The sequence below is a fragment of the Nesterenkonia sedimenti genome, assembly GCF_012641515.1.
Taxonomy (GTDB): Bacteria; Actinomycetota; Actinomycetes; order Actinomycetales; family Micrococcaceae; genus Nesterenkonia; species Nesterenkonia sedimenti.
The window spans coordinates 202,662-221,276 of sequence record NZ_JABAHY010000001.1; the positions used below are offsets into that span (position 1 = coordinate 202,662).

The window sequence follows — 18,615 nt, forward strand, 5'->3', positions numbered from 1 at the left end:
GAATCGTTCAGTGAATAGGACACAGTTATGGCCACCGGATTCACCACTCATGACCCCTCCCGAGAGATCAGAGCTCCCCGAGGCGGTGAGATCTCGGCGAAGTCATGGCAGACCGAAGCGCCCCTGCGCATGCTGATGAATAACCTGGATCCGGAGGTTGCCGAGCGCCCCGAGGACCTCGTGGTCTACGGCGGAACTGGCCGTGCCGCCCGTAGCTGGGAGGCCTATGACGCGATCGTCTCAAGTCTGAAGGATCTGGAAGAGGACGAGACACTCCTGGTCCAGTCCGGGAAACCAGTTGGTGTCATCCGGACCAATAAATGGGCGCCACGGGTGCTGCTGGCCAACTCCAATCTGGTGGGGGACTGGGCCTCCTGGCCGGAATTCCGGAAACTCGAAGCCGAAGGCCTGATGATGTACGGCCAGATGACGGCCGGCTCCTGGATCTACATAGCCACCCAAGGCATTCTGCAGGGCACCTACGAAACCTTTGCAGCCATCGGTAAGAAGAAATTCAACGGCTCCCTGGCCGGAACCCTGACCCTGACCGGCGGCTGCGGCGGCATGGGCGGCGCTCAGCCCCTTGCTGTGACCCTCAACGGCGGTGCAGTACTGGTGGTGGATGTCTCCGAGGCGCGACTGCGGCGTCGTGCCGGTAAACGCTACCTCGATGAGGTCGAAACCGATATCGATGCTGCGCTGCAGAAACTGCAGAAGGCCAAAGCCGAAAAGAGGGCACTGTCGGTGGGTTATGTCGGAAACGCTGCCGAAGTCTTCCCCGAACTGCTGAAGCGACACACTAACGGGGAAGTCGAGATCGATATCGTCACCGATCAGACCTCAGCCCACGATCCCCTGAGCTACCTGCCCCTCGAGTACACCATTGAGGAATGGGAGGCAGCAGCCAGCCGGGACCCCGAAGGCTTCACCAAGAAAGCACGGGCGGCGATGAGCAGGCAGGTCGAAGCCATGGTCGGATTCCAGGATGCCGGGGCCGAGGTCTTCGACTACGGCAATTCCATCCGCGATGAAGCCCGTGCCGGCGGCTATGACCGGGCCTTTGAATTCCCGGGATTCGTCCCCGCGTATATCCGACCGCTGTTCTGTGAGGGAATGGGACCCTTCCGCTGGGTTGCACTCTCCGGCGACTCCGAGGACATCGCGGTGACCGATGAGGCCATCAAGAACCTCTTCCCTGACAATGAGCACCTGCATACCTGGATTGATGCAGCCGGGGAGTACGTGGAATTCGAAGGACTGCCCGCCCGCATCTGCTGGCTGGGCTATGGGGAACGCCAGAAGGCAGGCCTGCTGTTCAACCAGCTGGTCGCCGAGGGCAAGGTCAAAGCCCCCATCGTCATCGGCCGCGACCACCTCGACTCCGGATCCGTGGCGTCGCCCTACCGAGAGACCGAGGCCATGCTGGATGGATCAGACGCCATCGCGGACTGGCCGCTGCTCAACGCTCTGACCGCCACCAGCTCAGGGGCCACCTGGGTATCCATCCACCACGGTGGAGGTGTCGGGATGGGACGTTCCATCCACGCAGGGCAGGTTGGGGTGGCAGACGGCACCGAGCTGGCAGCAGCCAAGCTTGAAGCCCTACTGACCAACGATCCAGCCATGGGCATCTTCCGCCATGTAGATGCAGGATATGAAGAGGCCGTCGAGGCAGCCACAACCCGCGGAGTGCGCATTCCTATGCGTGAGCAGTCATGACAGTCAACAGCCTCATGCAGGCGATAGCGGATATCGGCGCTGACCCCATCCGTGGCGGATACTCACGGCCGGTGTATTCCGATGCGGACCTGACATTGCGCGAATGGTTCATCTCCGAGGCCCAAACCCGTGGACTCGATGTGGAGACCGACCACAACGGCATTATCTGGGCCTGGTGGGACCGACAGGCCTCAGCCGGCGAATCGGTGGAGGCAACCCGCAGAAACTCCGTGGTCACCGGATCGCATCTGGACTCGGTGCCAGGAGGCGGAGCCTTCGACGGTCCATTAGGTGTCGCATCTGCACTGGCGGCCCTTGATGAGCTCAAGGCACGGGAGCAGAGCGGGGCTCTGAAGCGTCGTCGTTGTCTGGCCATCACTGTCTTCCCAGAGGAGGAGGGATCCAGATTTGGCGTGGCCTGCCTGGGCTCACGCCTGATGACCGGGGCCATAACCCGGGAGAAGGCCCTGAACCTCCGTGATTCTGAAGGCCTAAGCTTCGGTGAAGTTGCCGCAGATCACGGACTCACTCCGGATCTCATCGGGGAAGACCCAGCCAGACTCAGCACTATCGGCGCCTTCGTAGAGCTCCATGTGGAACAGGGCCGCGGAATCAATACCCCCGAATACACCGCAGCCGACGGAAAACAGCCTGCGGTCGCAGTGGGCAACACAATCCTGGGGCACGGGCGATGGCGGCTGTCGGTGACCGGTCAGGGCAACCACGCTGGTACCACCCTCATGGATGATCGAGCAGACCCGATGGTTGCCGCAGCAGAGATCACCCTGGCCACACGGAACACAGCCCGCGAGCACCCCGGAGCCCGGGCCACCGTCGGCAGGCTCCAGCCGATCCCCGGTGGCACCAATGTCATCGCCTCACGAGTCGATCTATGGCTCGATGTCCGCCACCCGCAGGACGAAGTGACAGCCACTGTTGTCGAGAAGATCTACTCCCGGGCCAAGGACTGCGCGCTGGCCCACGGTTGCCAGGTGGAGATGGTGGAGGAATCGTATTCTGGCACCGTGCACTTCAGCCCGGAACTGTCCTCCCAGCTTGAAGCGGCTGTGCGCCGAACAGTTCCTGATGCCCCCATCCTGCCCACCGGAGCAGGGCACGACGCCGGCGTCCTGGCAGCGCATGTGCCCTCGGGAATGATCTACGTGCGCAACCCCACCGGTATCAGCCATGCCCCTGAGGAATCGGTAGAGAATGACGACGCCGACCAGGGCGTTCAGGCCCTCGCAGACGCACTGTCAGGCCTCCTGGAGGCTGAGCGCTGATGGAAACCCTATCCCTAGCGGCACCGATCAACGCCCACTCGCATGCCTTTCACCGCCTGCTGCGCGGGCGGACACATGATCAGGGCGGAGACTTCTGGGTCTGGCGAGAACAGATGTACCAAGCAGCCGCTCAACTAAGTCCTGAAGCATATGAGCAGCTGGCCACTGCGGTGTATGCGGAGATGGTCTGTGCCGGCTACAGCGCCGTCGGGGAGTTCCATTACCTACACCACCAACCCGACGGCACACCCTATGCCGATCACGAGATGGAGCGGGCGCTGATACGTGCCGCCCAGGCTGCGGGTATCCGACTGGTTCTCCTCGACACCCTCTATCTCCAGGGTGGGCTCACCGCCGAGGGCAGCCGGATCGAGCTCAACAGTATCCAAGGCAGATTCAGCGATGGTGATGCCGAACAGTGGGCCATCCGGTGGGAGGAACTCCACTGGGTGGTCGCCGAAGAAGACACCGGCGGGCTGGTCACCCTCGGGGCGGCAGTCCACTCCCTGCGAGCGGTGGCCAAGGACCAACTGCCGGTGGTCACTGCCCTGATGAAGAGGCATCCATCAGCACCCCTGCATATCCATGTATCGGAACAGCCGGCTGAGAACACAGCCATCGCCGCAGCCTATGGAAAGACCCCCACTGAAGTTCTGGCTAAGGCTGAACTGCTGAGCCCTCAGCTCTCCGCGGTGCATGCAACACATCTGAGCAGCTCGGATATCGGGCTCCTCGGAGAGGCAGGGGTCAATATCGTCATGTGCCCCACCACAGAGGCGGACCTCGCCGATGGGATAGGACCAGCCCGGCAGCTGGCGGATGCCGGAGCAGTTATCGCCCTGGGAAGCGACCAGCATGTCGTCATCGACCCCTATCTCGAGATGCGGGCACTGGAACATGGAGAGCGCCTGGAAACGGGAACTCGTGGACGATTCAGCCCCGAAGAGATCAACCAGGCAGCCCGCGCTGGTGGACTGCGAAGCCTGGGGCTGGCTGAGAATAATGACCAGATTTCAGTGCGCACAGATTCAGTCCGCACCATCGGCAGCCGCGGAGCACAGATTCCGCTGACTGCCACCAGCGCCGATGTCGAGACCGTGAGGGTCAACGGGAGCGAGATCGCCCACAGAGGCATCCATGCCAAGCTGGGGGATCCCAGTGCGCTGTACAGCCGATTCTTCTCTGACCACCCGGAGTACCTATGAGCACCACGCTGATTACCAATATTTCTGAACTGACCACAGTGGACCCCGAGAACCGGGTTCTGCACAACGCGGCTGTGGTCATCGAGAACTCAAAGATCGTATGGATCGGTGCAGCCACAGAGGCTCCCAGCGCGGACGAGACAGTGGATGTTGAAGGTCGCGCCGTGCTGCCCGGCTGGGTGGACTCCCATACGCATCTGGTCTTCGCCGGAGACCGCAGCGCGGAATTCGAAGCGCGGATGGCCGGTGAGGCCTATGCAGCAGGGGGTATCAGCGTCACCATGGAGGCCACCCGAGGTGCCTCTGATGACCAGTTGAAAGCCCTGGTGCGCCAACGTGTTGCTGAGGCAGTGCGCGGGGGCACAACCTATCTGGAAACCAAAACGGGCTACGGACTCTCTCAGGTTGAGGAGGCCCGGCACGCCAGGCTGTTAGCTGAACTGCGTGAGGCAGGCGAGATTGACGCTGTGACCTATCTGGGCGCCCATCTGGTTCCGCCGGGAGAGGACGCCCAGACCTATACCGAGCTGGCAGCCGGCCCCATGCTCCAGGACGTGAAGGACAACGTCCAGTGGGCCGATGTCTTCTGCGAGGAAGGGGCGTTTACGGCAGATCAGTCCCGACAGGTTCTCACGGCCGCAGCTGAGGCTGGCCTCGGCCTGCGAGTCCACGGCAACCAACTGGGGACCGGACCTGGGGTCAAGTTGGCCGCCGAGCTGGGCGCAGCCAGTGTCGACCATGTCAACTACCTCGATGACGAGGACGTCGACGCCCTGGCCGAAACCTGGAAGAGTTGGGACCCATCAGAGCGGACCTGGACTCCCGGCACAGTTGCCACATGTCTGCCCGCCTGCGATCTCTCGACCCGCCAGCCTCTGGCCCCGGGCCGCCGGCTGATCGATGCCGGGATCGAGATTGCCCTGGCCTCAAACTGCAATCCCGGCACCAGCTACACCAGCTCGATGAACTTCTGCATCGGCACCGCCGTTCTGCAGATGGGCCTGAGCCTGGCCGAAGCGATCCGGGCCGCCACCTATGGAGGCGCACTGGCACTACGCGCCCAGGAGGAGGTCGGGTCCATCGAAGTGGGCAAACGAGCTGATCTCCATGTCTTGGATGCACCGGCAGCCATCCACCTGGCGTATCGGCCCGGCATGCCTTTGACTCATTCAGCGTTCCGAGCCGGAGAGCGGGTGCAAGGCTAGACTGTGGAGCTATGTCCTCCGCCGGCGAGCTACGTGTATACCGACAGCGTGAATCGCTGGGAGCTGCAGGAGACCTCCACTATGGTCTGCAGCTGCTGGAAGGCACCCGGCGCTATGCAGTCGACCCCAACGACCCCGAGGCCACTGCCGCCACGCTGAGGATCTACCGGCCGCAGCCGACACTGGCCTTCGGGCAACGAGACAGTCGACTGCCTGGATTCGGTGCAGCCCAGGAGGCAGCCCACCGGCAGGGTTATGAGCCTCTGGTCCGCCGGGCAGGGGGACGGGCCGCTGCCTATGACCTGGGATCTCTGGTGGTGGACCACATCGAGCCTGACCCCGATCCCATCAGGGAGTCCCAGACCAGGTTCAGCGCCTTCGCCGAACTCTTTGCCGAAGCCCTGATGAGCCTCGGGATCCAGGCTCAGGTGGGCCCCATCCCCGGCGAATACTGCTACGGCGAACACTCAGTCCACGGCATTCACCCAGAACAGCCCGACCGGCGGATCAAACTCATCGGCACAGCCCAACGCCAGATAGCCACCGGATGGCTGTTCTCCAGTTCCATCATCGTCGAGCAGGGCCCCAGCATCCGCCGGGTACTGACCGACGCCTATGCAGCCATGGAACTGGAATGGGACCCACTGACAGCCGGGGCAGTGACCGACCTCTATCCGCAGGTGACGGTTTGTGACGTTGAGAATGCCATTCTGGGCACCTATGCCCAGTACTGGGAGCTTCAGAACGCGTAGGTGAAGGCCTCAGTGAAGTTCAGCAAAATACTGGCGAAGACCAGGAGATAAAGCACGATGACGGCAACCCACCACCAGTCGCGGGCCACCTTCTTCATACCCTCCGAGGAAGGAATCACCCCGTGGATCACGTTCCGCGCAGTGGTCACCACAAAGAACGGGATCACCGCCGCCCAGACGATCATGCAGTAGGGGCAGAGCACCCCAATGCTGTACACCGCCGAATACCAGAGCCAGGTGATGAAACCGAAGGCGAAAAGCGCACCAGCCTGCAATCCCGCGTAGTACCAGCGTGGCATCTGACCACGAACGGCCCAGAGGGCCACCGCGGCGAAGATCAGAACCGGGAAGGCGACCACCCCGACGAAGATATTGGGGAAACCGAAGGTTGAGGCCTGCCAGGACTGCATCACCTCACCACAGGAGACCCACGGATTCACATCACAGGCGGTGATGTGCTCCGGGTCGTTCCACAGCTGAACGCGTTCATAGAGCAGCAGGAAACTGGCCAGGGCACCGACTGCACCGGTGATCAGCAGCCACAGAGAAAAACCTGCCGGACGGGCGAATGCCGGGACACGCCCGGGGGTTTCCTCAGCGATATCCCCGTGATCCGGGGCAGTCAGGGTTGCGGACATAGCCCAATTCTACCTCCGGCAACCTGACTGATACATCCGGTGTGCCATACTGAGTGCATCGAAAGTGCAGACCACACCTGCATTTTTGAGCAGGCTTTAACACGCTACAGAACGGCGAGGCTGGCACCCGTCGTGGACGAATGAGATGGATCAACAGTCCGCACGGCTACCGAATCGAACAAGATGCCGCCGCCCTCTTCCCGTGCGTGACCGGCCCGCGAATCCGCTGAGCAGAGCGCGCCTCGACGAAGAATGCAGGCAGCGCCCGGCAGAATCGCAAGCCGGTGACCCGATAAGCGAGACAAGCCGTGGGCACGCCGAGTGTGGCAGCGTCGCCTCCGGTGGGAGCAGACCCGTAATTCCATGACCGATACAACCGCATCCACAAACGAACCCGAAGAGATTTTCAATCCCTTCTCAGCCCCTGAGCCCGGCCAGCCCGGTGCAGAGGCCACTATTGACAAGCCCGCCGACACTGCACCGGTGGATGCCGACCCCCTGGATGTCACTTTCCAGGCCCCCGATCTCTCCAAACTGCCGGCAAGGTCCCAGCGCCCCCAGCAGTCTGAGTCCCAGGACACCAGCGATGACGCTGACCAGGACGGAGAGGACGACTCCGGGCAGGGCAGCGGAAACGACGACGACGGTGACTCCAGCGGCAACCGTCGGAACCGCCGCAAGCGCCGCCGCGGCGGCCGCAGCCGCAATAAGTCCCAGGACAACCAGGACAACGGCCAGAACCAGGAGAACTCCCAGAAGGAGAACGAGGGTTCGGCCGATTCCGAGAAGTCCAATGACTCCGAGGATGCCGACCAGGCCGAGGACAAGGACAAATCCTCTGCCGCGGAGAAGACAGACGACGGTCAGGTCATTCGCAAGAAGCGGCGTCGTCGTCGTGGAACTGCCGATATGGAGATCGAGGAGGATTCCGAGGACGGTCACACCGTTACTCGGATCCGCTCCGGACGAGAAGCCGGCTCCGATGCCCCGGCCAAGGTCACCGGAGTCAAAGGCTCCACCCGTCTGGAGGCCAAACGGCAGCGCCGTCGGGCATCCCGGGACGGTGGTCGTCGTCGTGGTGTGATCACAGAGGCCGAGTTCCTGGCCCGCCGCGAGTCGGTGGACCGGAAGATGATCGTCCGCCAGCGTGGCGAACGCATCCAGATCGGCGTCCTCGAAGACGGGGTCCTGGCTGAGCACTACGTCAGCCACACCACCCAGGATTCGCTGATCGGCAATGTCTACCTCGGCAAAGTCCAGAATGTGCTGCCCTCTATGGAGGCCGCCTTCGTGGACATCGGCCGCGGCCGCAATGCTGTGCTCTACGCCGGCGAGGTCGACTGGGAGGGTGCCAATATCGGCAACGCCCCCCGCAAGATCGAAAACGCCCTGAAATCCGGGGACTCCGTGCTGGTCCAGGTCACCAAGGATCCCGTGGGGCATAAGGGTGCCCGGCTGACTAGCCAGGTCTCGCTGCCCGGGCGTTACCTGGTGTTCGTCCCCGGCGGGTCGATGACCGGTATCTCCCGGAAACTGCCGGATACCGAACGCTCTCGGCTGAAGAAGATCCTCAAGGAGCAGATGCCGGAGAACGCCGGTGTCATCGTGCGCACCGCCGCCGAAGGCGCCTCCGAGGAGGAGCTGACCAATGACATCAACCGGCTGCGGGCCCTCTGGGAGACCATCCAGTCCCAGGCCAATGACCGCAAGGTCTTGGCCCCTGAGCTCCTCTACGCGGAGCCGGATTTGACCATTAAGGTTGTCCGCGATGTCTTCAACGAGGACTTCTCGGCCATGGAGGTTCAGGGCGAGGAGACCTGGGACGACATCGAGGCCTATGTCACCTATGTGGCCCCCCACCTGCTGGACCGCTGCAAGAAGTGGGAGCCCCAGGAGAACCAGGCAGAGGATATCTTCGCCCACCACCGGATCGACGAGCAGCTGAACAAGGCGCTGGACCGGAACGTGAAACTGCCCTCAGGTGGTTCCCTGGTCTTCGACCGCACCGAAGCGATGACCGTGGTCGATGTCAACACCGGTAAATTCACCGGCTCCGGCGGCAACCTCGAGGAGACCGTCACCAAGAACAACCTCGAGGCCGCCGAGGAGATCGTCCGGCAGCTGCGACTGCGGGACATCGGCGGGATCATCGTCATCGACTTCATCGATATGGTCCTGGAGTCCAACCGGGACCTGGTGCTGCGCCGCATGGTCGAATGCCTGGGCCGTGACCGCACTAAACACCAGGTCGCTGAAGTCACCAGCCTCGGTCTGGTGCAGATGACCCGTAAGCGCATGGGCACCGGACTGCTGGAGGTCTTCTCCACCGAATGTGAACACTGCGCAGGCCGCGGGATCATGACCCACCCCGAACCTGTTGAGCACCGGCCCTCCTACACCTCCGAGGGGGATGTCGCCTCCGGTAAGAACGCCAAGAAGCGGAAGAAGAAAAACCGGAAGAACGACGACGCCGGCAGTAACAACCAGCCCGACCCCAAAGAGCTCAAGAAGCTGGAGAAGGCTTCCAAGGGGATGGCCAAGGTGGCTGCCGCCACCAATGGTCAGCATAAGGGCGAGGAGTCCGATCAGGATCAGGCCCCTGCTGAGCAGAAGCCGGCACGGCAGCAGAAGCAGCAGTCGAAGCAGCAGAAATCGGCCACCCTCACCATCGGTGGGGAGCCAGTTGAACTGCCCGAGAAGAAGGATTCCGGCTCCGCGCCGGAGAAGGAGGAAGGCGGTAAGCCCGCCTCCCTCGACCAGCTGGAGACCGCCCTGGCGACTCGCAGCAAGCGGCGTGGTCGCCGGGCTGCGGGATCAGCCCAGGGGTCCTCAGGAGAGGTCACCCAGGTGAATACCGAGGTGCAGGGCGGAGAGAAGACCTTCGCCTCATCCTCGGGCACCTCCGGAAAGGCTAAACAGGACTCCACCGAGCCTGCGGCTGAACCGGTGATGCTCGGCGTCGGTGTCAGCGCCGATGAACTTGCTCAAAGCAAGTCAACGGAGTAGCATAGATCGCTGGGGCAATTTGTGCCCAAAATCTTTTTCATGCAAGTCATTCAACGAGAGAAGTGAGTCCCAAGTGGTGTACGCGATTGTCCGCGCAGGCGGCCGCCAGGAGAAGGTTTCCGTCGGAGACCTCGTGACCCTTGACCGCGTCGACGCCGAGGCAGGCAGCACCATCGAGCTGCCGGCGGTGATGCTGGTAGACGGGGAGAAGGTCACAACCTCCGCTGATGAGCTGTCCAACGTCAAGGTCACCGCAGAGGTGCAGGAGCACCTCCGCGGCAAGAAGATCGTCATTCACAAGTTCAAGAACAAGACCGGCTACCACAAGCGCCAGGGTCACCGTTCTGAACTCAGCCGTGTGAAGATCGCCTCGATCGCCTGACCGCGCGGTAAACTAAGACAAGATTCCATTATTCCCTGAGAGGTAGGCAGACCTATGGCAAGTAAAAAGGGCGCCAGCTCAACTAAGAACGGTCGCGACTCGAACGCCAAGCGCCTCGGCGTGAAGCGTTTCGGCGGCCAGACTGTCAGCGCCGGTGAGATCCTGATCCGCCAGCGTGGCACCAAGTTCCACCCCGGCACCAACGTTGGCCGCGGCGGCGACGACACACTGTTCGCCCTGGCCGATGGCGCTGTTGAATTCGGCGCAAAGCGCGGCCGCAAGGTCGTCAACATTGTGCCAGTCGCAGCCTAAGCTGCGATAAGCATTCATCTAGAAGGCCCCGCAGCGATGAGCTGACGGGGTCTTTTAGTATCCAAGAAACACTGACTTCAGGAGGCCCAGGCATGGCACATTTCGTCGACCGGGTAGTGCTGCACGCAACAGGCGGCAATGGCGGCAACGGGTGTGTCTCTGTGCACCGAGAGAAGTTCAAGCCCCTGGGCGGCCCCGACGGCGGCAACGGCGGGGACGGCGGGCATGTCGAACTCGTCGTGGACCGCAACACCACAACCCTTCTGGACTACCACCACAGGCCTCACCGCCGAGCCGAAAACGGGGGAGTGGGCCAGGGCGGACTCCGCCACGGCCATAAGGGCGAAACTCTGGAGCTGCCGGTCCCCGAAGGCACTGTGGTCAAAGACGCCAAAGGCAATGTGCTGGCTGACCTCGTCGGAGAAGGAGCCCGCGCCCGGATCGCCACCGGTGGTCAGGGCGGTCTCGGAAATGCCGCACTGGCCTCCAAGAAGCGCAAAGCCCCCGGATTTGCCCTGCTCGGGACCCCCGGTGAAGAAGCCGAAATCGTCCTCGAGGTGAAATCGGTAGCCGATATCGCATTGGTGGGCTTCCCCTCAGCCGGCAAATCTAGCCTCATCGCCTCCCTCTCAGCGGCCCGACCTAAGATCGCCGACTACCCCTTCACGACCCTGGTGCCCAACCTCGGAGTGGTCGAAGCCGGCGATACCCGATTCACAGTGGCCGATGTGCCCGGTCTGATCCCCGGAGCAGCCGAGGGCAAAGGTCTGGGCCATGAGTTCCTCCGGCATGTCGAACGCTGTGCCGCCCTGGTCCATGTCCTGGACTGCGGAACCCTGGAGACCGACCGTGACCCCGTCGGAGACCTCGAGGCCATCGAAACCGAACTTGCCGCATATACCGCCGATGACGGCCCACCGCTGACCGAACGTCCCCGGCTGGTGGCCCTGAACAAGACAGATCTCCCCGACGGGGAAGCAATGGCGGAGATGGTGCGCAGCAGCCTGGAGGAACGGGGTTTCCGAGTCTTCGAAGTCTCAGCTGTTTCCCGCAAGGGTCTCCGAGAGCTCAGCTTCGCCATGGCCCAACTGGTCGAAGAGTCCCGCGAGGCCCAGGAAGTCACCGAAGCCCCGGTTCCGGTCACCATTCGCCCCGCAGCCATCAACGACAAGGGCTTCACCATCTCCCGCGAGGAGAAGGGCATCCCCGGAGAAGGCACCCAACCACTGTGGCGAGTCCGTGGAGCCAAACCCGAACGCTGGATCCAGCAGACCGACTTCAACAACGATGAAGCTGTCGGATACTTGGCCGACCGCCTGGCCGCCATCGGCATCGAAGAGGAACTCTTCGGCCAGGGAGCAACCCCAGGGGATGCCGTGGTCATCGGCACCGAAGCCGATGGTGTTGTCTTCGACTGGGAGCCGACCATGATGGGTGGGGCCGAACATCTCGGCGCCCGTGGCAGCGACCTCCGATTCGAGGACAGCCACCGGCCCACCCGCGCTGAGAAGAAACAGGAACAGGCCGACCGCAGGGCCGCCAAACGGCAGATGCGTGAGGAGATGGAAGTGTTCTACGCGGAGGACCAGGAGTGAACTTCGACATCACCTCCGCCAAACGGCTGGTCATCAAAGTCGGCTCCTCAAGCCTGACCACCCTCGACGGCGGAATCAGTGTCCAATCCCTGAACCGACTGGTAGATGCCTGCCAGAAACTGCGCGACCGCGGAACCGAAGTCGTACTCGTCTCCTCCGGAGCCATCGCCGCGGGCCTGGCCCCACTGCGGATGGAGCGCCGCCCGCATGATCTGGCCGCCCAGCAGGCCGCAGCGGCAGTCGGTCAGGGCGAACTCATGGCCCACTACTCCCGGGCCTTCGCCCATCACGGGGCCCAAACCGGCCAGCTGCTGCTGACGGTGGAAGACCTTATCCGCCGCTCAACCTACGTGAACGCCCTCCGGGCCCTGGAGAAACTCCTTGCCCTAGGCGTGGTACCCATCATCAATGAGAACGACGCGGTGGCCACAGCCGAAATCCGCTTCGGCGACAATGACCGGCTCGCGGCCCTGACCGCGAACCTCATCCACGCCGATGGGATCATCCTCCTCTCTGATGTGGATGCCCTCTACTCCGGACCCCCGTCAGAGGGTGGCAAACGGATCAGCCGAATCAGCAGCCCCGAGGACCTCGAAGGGGTGACCCTCGGCCCACGTGGACGGGCCGGTATCGGCACCGGTGGTATGACCACCAAAGTGGAGGCCGCCCAGCTGGTCACCGCCAATGGCATCCCTGCCCGGCTGACCTCAGCCGCACAGGCACCGGCGCTCTTCGACGGCGAGGAGATCGGCACCCTGTTCCTGCCCCGAGGTAAACGCCGCGGAGCACGCTCTGCCTGGTTGGCACATCTGGCCAACAGCCAGGGCAGCATCACCATCGACGACGGCGCCGTCGAAGCCGTCATCGGGGACCGCCGTTCACTGCTGGCGGCCGGAATCACCTCCGTCGGCGGGGAATTCGAAGCAGGTGACGTCGTCGAAATCCGGGACCCCGCAGGGGAGGTCCGGGCCCGTGGGCTGACCTCCTTTTCCGCCTCGGAGACTCGGCAGATGCAGGGGAAGAAGACTGCGCAACTGGGCGAGGAGCTCGGCGAGGACTATCAGCGCCCCGTGATTCATACTGATGACATGGCCCGAGTGGAGGTTCACCGATGAGTATTGCAGAGACCAGCAGCCGTGCCCGCAGTGCGGCAGGACCCCTGGGGCGGGCCACCCGCCGGCATAAGGACCACGCACTGCAGCTGATCGCCGGGGCCCTGCGCGAATCCACCAGCGCACTGATCACAGCCAATGAGCAGGACCTGGTCCGGGGCAGGGAGAACGGGCTCTCCAAGTCCCTGCAGGACCGTCTGCGTTTGGACAGCAGCCGGGTCGAATCCCTAGCCGCCGCCGTCGAGGAGATCATCGGCCTGGAGGATCCCATCGGCCGAGTGGTTCAGGGCCGCACCCTTCCCAACGGTCTTCGGCTGAGCCAGACCACTGTGCCCCTAGGGGTGATCGGCGCGATCTACGAGGCCCGCCCCAATGTCACCGTGGATATCGCGGCCCTGGCCCTGAAATCAGGTAATGCTGCCATTCTCCGTGGCGGCTCCGCCGCCCAATCCACCAATGAGCTGCTCATCAGCGTCATCCGCGAAGCCCTGCGCGAGGCGGGACTGCCGGTGGATTCAGTCCAGACCATCGATCCCTATGGTCGCGAGGGCGCCACCGAGCTGATGACCACCCGCGGCAGTGTGGATGTGCTGATCCCGCGCGGCGGCGGGGAACTCATCCAACATGTGGTCACCAATGCCAAAGTCCCGGTCATCGAGACAGGCGAGGGCAATGTCCATATCTACGTGGATGCCTCCGCCGACCCCCAGCTGGCCCGAAACATTGTGCATAACGCAAAAGTCTCCCGACCCAGTGTCTGCAATGCCGCCGAGACAGTTCTCTTCCACGCTGAGGCCGCCGAAGCCGGGCGGGAAGTCCTGGCTGCCCTGGCCAAGGACGACGTCCTGCTTCACCTCGATCCCCGGGCCCGTCAATGGCTTCCCGCCGAACACAACGGCGCCGATGAGGTCACCGAAGTTCACTACGGCACCGAGTTCAACGAACTTGAGGTTGCAGTGGGTGTGGTGGACTCCATTGAGGAGGCCATCAGCCATATCGGCCGGCACACCACCGGACATACTGAGGCCATCGTGACTGATTCAGTGGCCAATGCGGAGAAATTCATCGCAGAGATCGACGCCGCAGCCGTCATCGTCAACGCATCCACCCGGTTCACCGACGGCGGCCAGTTCGGACTCGGCGCTGAGGTGGGGATATCCACTCAGAAGATGCATGCCCGCGGCCCCATGGGGATGGCAGAACTGACCACCACCAAATGGATTGTGCGCGGGGAGGGGCAAATCCGCTGATCCATTAACCCTGGTGTGAGGTTGCTCACTGCGTGTACGATATCGGCTATCACGTGTCTGCTGATATTTGGTGCTGGCGACAGAAGGAGCAACCATGGATTTCGGCGACTAGGACTGGCTTGGCCTGCTGGAGAAGATCGTCATCGCCCTGGTGATTCTGGCGGTCACCTGGTTGGCAGCCAGACTCGTGAAATGGGCAGTAGCAAAACTGGTCACCAAAGTCCCGATCCTGCAGCGCGGAGAAGACAGGGGAGAATCCCTCGGTGACGCTCTCGGGCAGATCGCCGGATTGCTGATCTGGCTTTTGGGCCTGGTCGCGATCCTCCAAGTCTTCGCCCTGGAGCAAATTCTCCACCCCGTCCAGGAGCTGCTGCGTATCTCCCTGGGCTTCCTGCCGAACATCATTGCCGCCGGAGTCATCTTCTTCATCGGCTTCGTGATCGCACGAATCGTCAAACAGATGATCGAGGCCACTGTGGGCCGGGTGAACTTCGCAGGCCTCATCAGCCGCGCTCAGGCGGCAGCCCAGCGAACCCCACAGGGTACCGGTGCGCACAGCGCCTCAGCCCCGCCCCAGCCCACAGAGGCTGAGCAGGGTGGACATTCTCCCGGAGCTGCCGAGACCAACCGTCGGATCACCTCGACAATCGCCAATCTGGTCTTTGCGATCATCGTGATCGTAGTGGCCATCGCCGCACTGCAGGTGATGGGAATCTCCGCGATCTCTGATCCGGCGACTGAGATGCTCAACATCATCCTGAACACCATTCCAGCGATCATCGGTGCCGACCGGTTGGCCGCTGAACTGGGCATTGAGCCGCAGCGCTCCAGCGTCTCGGCCATCCTGGCGAAGGTGGGTCATGTCGCCATCGTGCTCTTCTTCGCCATCATGGCTGCCCGAGCGCTGAACTTCCCAGAGGTCACAGCCATTCTCAACGAAGTCCTGGCCCTCGGTGGTCGGGTGCTCTTCGGCGCAGCGATCATCGGCGTCGGCTTCTTCATCGCCAATCTGCTGGCACGCACAGTCGGATCCGGCACAGCCAGCCAAATCATCCGGTACGGAACCCTGGTCCTGTTCATCGCCATGGGCCTGCAGTTCATGGGAATCGCCGACTCCATCATCAACCTCGCCTTCGGTGCCCTGGTGGTCGGCGGTTCCCTGGCCGCGGCCCTGGACTTCGGCCTCGGCGGACGAGATGCCGCAGCCCGTCAGCTGAAGAAGTGGGAGCGCACCGCCGAGACTCCGACGCCCAGCGGCGAGGGAACCAGCTGATGGCAATATCGGCGGCAGTCCGGCGGGGAGCGGCCAGAACAGGGCCGTAACCTTGTAGACTGAACCGAGATATTGTCACAACGTCCTAAGGGAGAGGTATGAACCTGCCCGTTCTCGCACTGCTGGCTGATGAGTACAACGGTTACGAGCTGCCTATGGCCGCCTGGATCTACGGCGTCGGCATCTTCGCCATCCTGATGCTCAGCCTGCTGATCACCCTCGGCTTCGCCAGCAAGGGTAAGGAACTGCCTGCTGACCCTCAGGCCCACCACTGACGAAACTCATCAGTTTGACCCCACCGCTCACCACCACTGCACCCACCGGGCACCGCCGTCGAATCGGCATCATGGGCGGGACCTTCGATCCCATCCATCATGGTCACCTGGTGGCAGCCTCCGAGGTGGCTGCCGAATTCAGTTTGGATGAAGTGGTGTTCGTCCCCACCGGCGAGCCCTGGCAGAAAGCGGGCCGGGACGTCACCGAGGCTGAGCACCGCTACCTCCTGACGGTGATCGCCACGGCATCCAATCCGAGGTTCTCAGTCTCCCGGGTGGATATCGACCGTGGCGGCAAGACCTACACCATCGACACCCTGCGGGACTTCCACAGGATGTACCCAGATGCAGATCTCTTCTTCATCACCGGGGCAGATGCGATGGCGCAGATCATGTCGTGGAAGAACGTCAGTGAACTGTGGGAACTGGCCCATTTCGTCTCGGTGACCCGCCCCGGCTACCGCAGCGAGGACTTCGGACTCACCGAAAACATCTCGCTGATGGAGATCCCGGCGATGGCGATCAGTTCCACGGATCTGCGAGCCCGGGGCCGTGCCGGCAAACCCGTCTGGTATCTCGTCCCTGATGGAGTGGTCCAGTACATCACCAAGCATCGGCTCTACCAGCCAGATTCAGGCACACCCACCGGGGTTAACACACTGAGCACCTCACCTGGGCATACCATGGAGGACAACAACCAGGAGGCTTCCTCATGAGTGCAGACACTACGGAGCAGCATGCAGCGGGCGGAGATGATCTCCGTGCGCGGTACCTGCCTGTCTCGCGCAAGGAGCTTCGCCGTCGTCGTGAGCTGGAACTAGCCGCTCAGCAGCCCGAGGAAGACCCGGGTGCCGAGGAGGCGCAGTCCTCCGAAGAAGAATCACCCGAGGATCACGCCGCGGAGCAGGAGCTCGCCCAGGCCGTAGAGCACACCACCGCAGCAGAGGGCGATGACGCCCCTGTTGAGCCGGAGAGCGCCGATGAGCCAGAAGACCTAGAAGAGCCGGAGGCAGATGAGACTGAGGCGAAACAGCCCGGTGAGCATGCCGATGAGGAGATTGCCTACCCGGACGATGACGCCACCCAGGTCATCACCGCCATCACCGATGAGGAGCCCGAGGAAGTTCCGGCGCTGAGCCTGCCGAAACCTCCCGAGCCCGAGGATGAGCCAGCTCGGCCCGAAGAAGAGGTTGCAGACGGTGAAGAACCCGATGTCGATGACCTCCAGGCAGTAGACCCCGAGGCCGAGGAGTTCTCAGCAGTAGAGATTGAGAGCGCGCCCGAAGACCAGGCAGATGTTGAGGATGACGACGACTTCGACTTCGACTCCTTCGGCACTGAGTCGTCTGAAGACACTGAGCCATCTGAAGAGCCTGAGTCATCTGAAGACACTGGGCTGCCCGAAACTGATCCCGCCCAGGACTCCGATGAAGAGGAGTCCGAGGATGAACCCTCCTCCCGTCGGGAACGTCGCCTGCTGCGCGAAACCCAATCCATCCCGCCGATGAGCCCTGAGCTGCTGGCTGAGATTGACGCCACCCAGGCGGAGATCGCCAAGATCGAGGATCCCAATAAGGTTGACCCCGAACTGCTGAAGAAACAGCAGGCATTGGCAGCCAAGGCCATGCAGGCCAATCAGGAGCGGTTCCGCAAGCAGAGGGCCGAGGAAGAGAAGGAGGCGCGGCGTCGTCGTCTTGAACGTCCCGAATCTCAGGTCCTGACCGAGAAGATGGTCCGCGACTCCCTGGAGATCGATCCGGAGGAAATGGACTACTTCACCGGACAGATTGAACCGGTGCACGCCCAGGGCGCGCATGGCTTGGATCTGAATAAGATGATCGATGCCACATCTCGTCAGGCCGACCGGCAGAATGTCCTGGTCTGGCTGGTGGTTATCCTGGCAATCCTGCTGGTGGCAGCCATTGCGGCGGTCATTTTCTTTGTGGTGCTCTAGACTGATTGGCCCTATGACTGTTCCTGAGACTGTACTTTCCGAGCTGAAGACTGCCGCGGCAGCTGCAGCCGATAAATTGGCCACCAATATCCTCAGCTATGACGTGGGGGAGAGGCTGGGCATCACTGATGCGTTCCTGGTCTGCTCTGCGCCCTCGGAACGTCAGATTGCGGCAATCTGTGACGAGGTGGAACTGAAGCTTAAGGAGATTCACGGCAGCGCACCGCTGCGCCGTGAGGGCCGTGACTCAGGCACCTGGGTTCTGCTGGACTACGGGCATATGGTCATCCATATTCAGCATGAGCAGGAACGTGCCGTCTACGGACTGGACCGTCTCTACGCAGATGTCCCGAAGCTGGAGCTCGATTTGCCTGAAGAGGAAAATCAGGTGTAATGTATAGGGGTTGCCAACGGGGGAAACTCAAGGCAACGAACAAGTAAATATGGGGGTATGGCGCAGCTGGTAGCGCGTCTGCATGGCATGCAGAAGGTCACGGGTTCGAGTCCCGTTACCTCCACCATTAGACCTTTGGACACACCCAAGACGTGTTCAAGTTGGTTTTGGTTTAGTACCGAGGTGAGGAGCCCGTTCGAGAGAGCGGGCTCTTTATTTTTTGCCGCCGTGTCGGGCTGCTGTCCGCCGTTTGCGGGCGT

At 62.4% G+C, this 18,615-nt stretch carries 17 protein-coding genes and 1 tRNA gene; 17 read left to right on the top strand and 1 reads right to left on the bottom strand.

Annotation, left to right across the window (positions count from 1 at the left end; translation table 11 throughout):
- Positions 1 to 27: 27 nt before the first annotated feature.
- Genes HGQ17_RS01025 through HGQ17_RS01045 form a run of 5 tightly spaced genes read left to right on the top strand, consistent with a single transcriptional unit; the run spans position 28 to position 6,164 of the window.
- Positions 28 to 1,719: a urocanate hydratase gene (locus HGQ17_RS01025; protein WP_168886104.1), complete on the top strand. Its 1,692-nt coding sequence runs from the start codon at positions 28 to 30 to the stop codon at positions 1,717 to 1,719.
- A complete protein-coding gene (locus HGQ17_RS01030) occupies positions 1,716 to 3,002 on the top strand; it encodes an allantoate amidohydrolase (RefSeq protein WP_168886105.1) in 1,287 nt (428 codons plus the stop codon). The genes HGQ17_RS01025 and HGQ17_RS01030 overlap by 4 nt, the downstream gene beginning before the upstream one ends.
- Positions 3,002 to 4,207, top strand: a complete 1,206-nt coding sequence (locus HGQ17_RS01035; RefSeq protein ID WP_168886106.1) for a formimidoylglutamate deiminase — start codon at positions 3,002 to 3,004, stop codon at positions 4,205 to 4,207. The genes HGQ17_RS01030 and HGQ17_RS01035 overlap by 1 nt, the downstream gene beginning before the upstream one ends.
- Positions 4,204 to 5,412 (top strand): imidazolonepropionase, encoded by a 1,209-nt coding sequence (hutI, locus tag HGQ17_RS01040; RefSeq protein WP_168886107.1) that lies wholly within the window; start codon positions 4,204 to 4,206, stop codon positions 5,410 to 5,412. The genes HGQ17_RS01035 and hutI overlap by 4 nt, the downstream gene beginning before the upstream one ends.
- An 11-nt stretch (positions 5,413 to 5,423) precedes the next feature.
- Positions 5,424 to 6,164: a lipoate--protein ligase family protein gene (locus HGQ17_RS01045; RefSeq protein WP_168886108.1), complete on the top strand. Its 741-nt coding sequence runs from the start codon at positions 5,424 to 5,426 to the stop codon at positions 6,162 to 6,164.
- On the opposite strand, the gene HGQ17_RS01050 is transcribed toward HGQ17_RS01045, so the two are convergent.
- Positions 6,152 to 6,802: a vitamin K epoxide reductase family protein gene (locus HGQ17_RS01050; RefSeq protein ID WP_168886109.1), complete on the bottom strand. Its 651-nt coding sequence runs from the start codon at positions 6,800 to 6,802 to the stop codon at positions 6,152 to 6,154. The genes HGQ17_RS01045 and HGQ17_RS01050 overlap by 13 nt on opposite strands.
- A 363-nt stretch (positions 6,803 to 7,165) precedes the next feature.
- Between HGQ17_RS01050 and HGQ17_RS01055 the strand changes: the two genes are divergently transcribed.
- The 12 genes from HGQ17_RS01055 (at position 7,166) to HGQ17_RS01110 (ending at position 18,482) form a co-directional block, all read left to right on the top strand.
- Positions 7,166 to 9,808: an Rne/Rng family ribonuclease gene (locus HGQ17_RS01055; protein ID WP_168886110.1), complete on the top strand. Its 2,643-nt coding sequence runs from the start codon at positions 7,166 to 7,168 to the stop codon at positions 9,806 to 9,808.
- A gap of 73 nt (positions 9,809 to 9,881) precedes the next feature.
- Positions 9,882 to 10,190: a 50S ribosomal protein L21 gene (gene rplU / locus HGQ17_RS01060; protein WP_168886111.1), complete on the top strand. Its 309-nt coding sequence runs from the start codon at positions 9,882 to 9,884 to the stop codon at positions 10,188 to 10,190.
- 54 nt (positions 10,191 to 10,244) lie between these two features.
- Positions 10,245 to 10,502, top strand: a complete 258-nt coding sequence (gene rpmA, locus HGQ17_RS01065) for a 50S ribosomal protein L27 (RefSeq protein ID WP_168886112.1) — start codon at positions 10,245 to 10,247, stop codon at positions 10,500 to 10,502.
- Positions 10,503 to 10,594: 92 nt separating this feature from the next.
- On the top strand, positions 10,595 to 12,097 hold the full coding sequence (gene obgE / locus HGQ17_RS01070) for a GTPase ObgE (protein ID WP_168886113.1): 1,503 nt from the start codon (positions 10,595 to 10,597) through the stop codon (positions 12,095 to 12,097).
- Positions 12,094 to 13,212: a glutamate 5-kinase gene (gene proB, locus HGQ17_RS01075; RefSeq protein ID WP_168886114.1), complete on the top strand. Its 1,119-nt coding sequence runs from the start codon at positions 12,094 to 12,096 to the stop codon at positions 13,210 to 13,212. Before obgE ends, proB begins: the two co-directional genes overlap by 4 nt.
- A complete protein-coding gene (locus tag HGQ17_RS01080) occupies positions 13,209 to 14,459 on the top strand; it encodes a glutamate-5-semialdehyde dehydrogenase (RefSeq protein ID WP_168886115.1) in 1,251 nt (416 codons plus the stop codon). The genes proB and HGQ17_RS01080 overlap by 4 nt, the downstream gene beginning before the upstream one ends.
- A 187-nt stretch (positions 14,460 to 14,646) precedes the next feature.
- Entirely contained in the window at positions 14,647 to 15,732 is a 1,086-nt protein-coding gene (locus tag HGQ17_RS01085) for a mechanosensitive ion channel (protein WP_407670719.1), read from the top strand.
- 98 nt (positions 15,733 to 15,830) lie between these two features.
- Positions 15,831 to 16,007 (top strand): hypothetical protein, encoded by a 177-nt coding sequence (locus HGQ17_RS01090; RefSeq protein ID WP_168886116.1) that lies wholly within the window; start codon positions 15,831 to 15,833, stop codon positions 16,005 to 16,007.
- A gap of 8 nt (positions 16,008 to 16,015) precedes the next feature.
- Positions 16,016 to 16,723, top strand: coding sequence for a nicotinate-nucleotide adenylyltransferase (gene nadD, locus HGQ17_RS01095; RefSeq protein ID WP_407670733.1), 708 nt, complete (start codon positions 16,016 to 16,018; stop codon positions 16,721 to 16,723).
- Complete coding sequence (locus HGQ17_RS01100; RefSeq protein ID WP_168886117.1) at positions 16,720 to 17,961, top strand: hypothetical protein; 1,242 nt, start codon at positions 16,720 to 16,722, stop codon at positions 17,959 to 17,961. Before nadD ends, HGQ17_RS01100 begins: the two co-directional genes overlap by 4 nt.
- 13 nt (positions 17,962 to 17,974) lie before the next feature.
- Entirely contained in the window at positions 17,975 to 18,355 is a 381-nt protein-coding gene (rsfS, locus tag HGQ17_RS01105) for a ribosome silencing factor (RefSeq protein ID WP_168886118.1), read from the top strand.
- 51 nt (positions 18,356 to 18,406) lie between these two features.
- Positions 18,407 to 18,482, top strand: a tRNA-Ala gene (locus tag HGQ17_RS01110).
- Positions 18,483 to 18,615 lie beyond the last annotated feature (133 nt).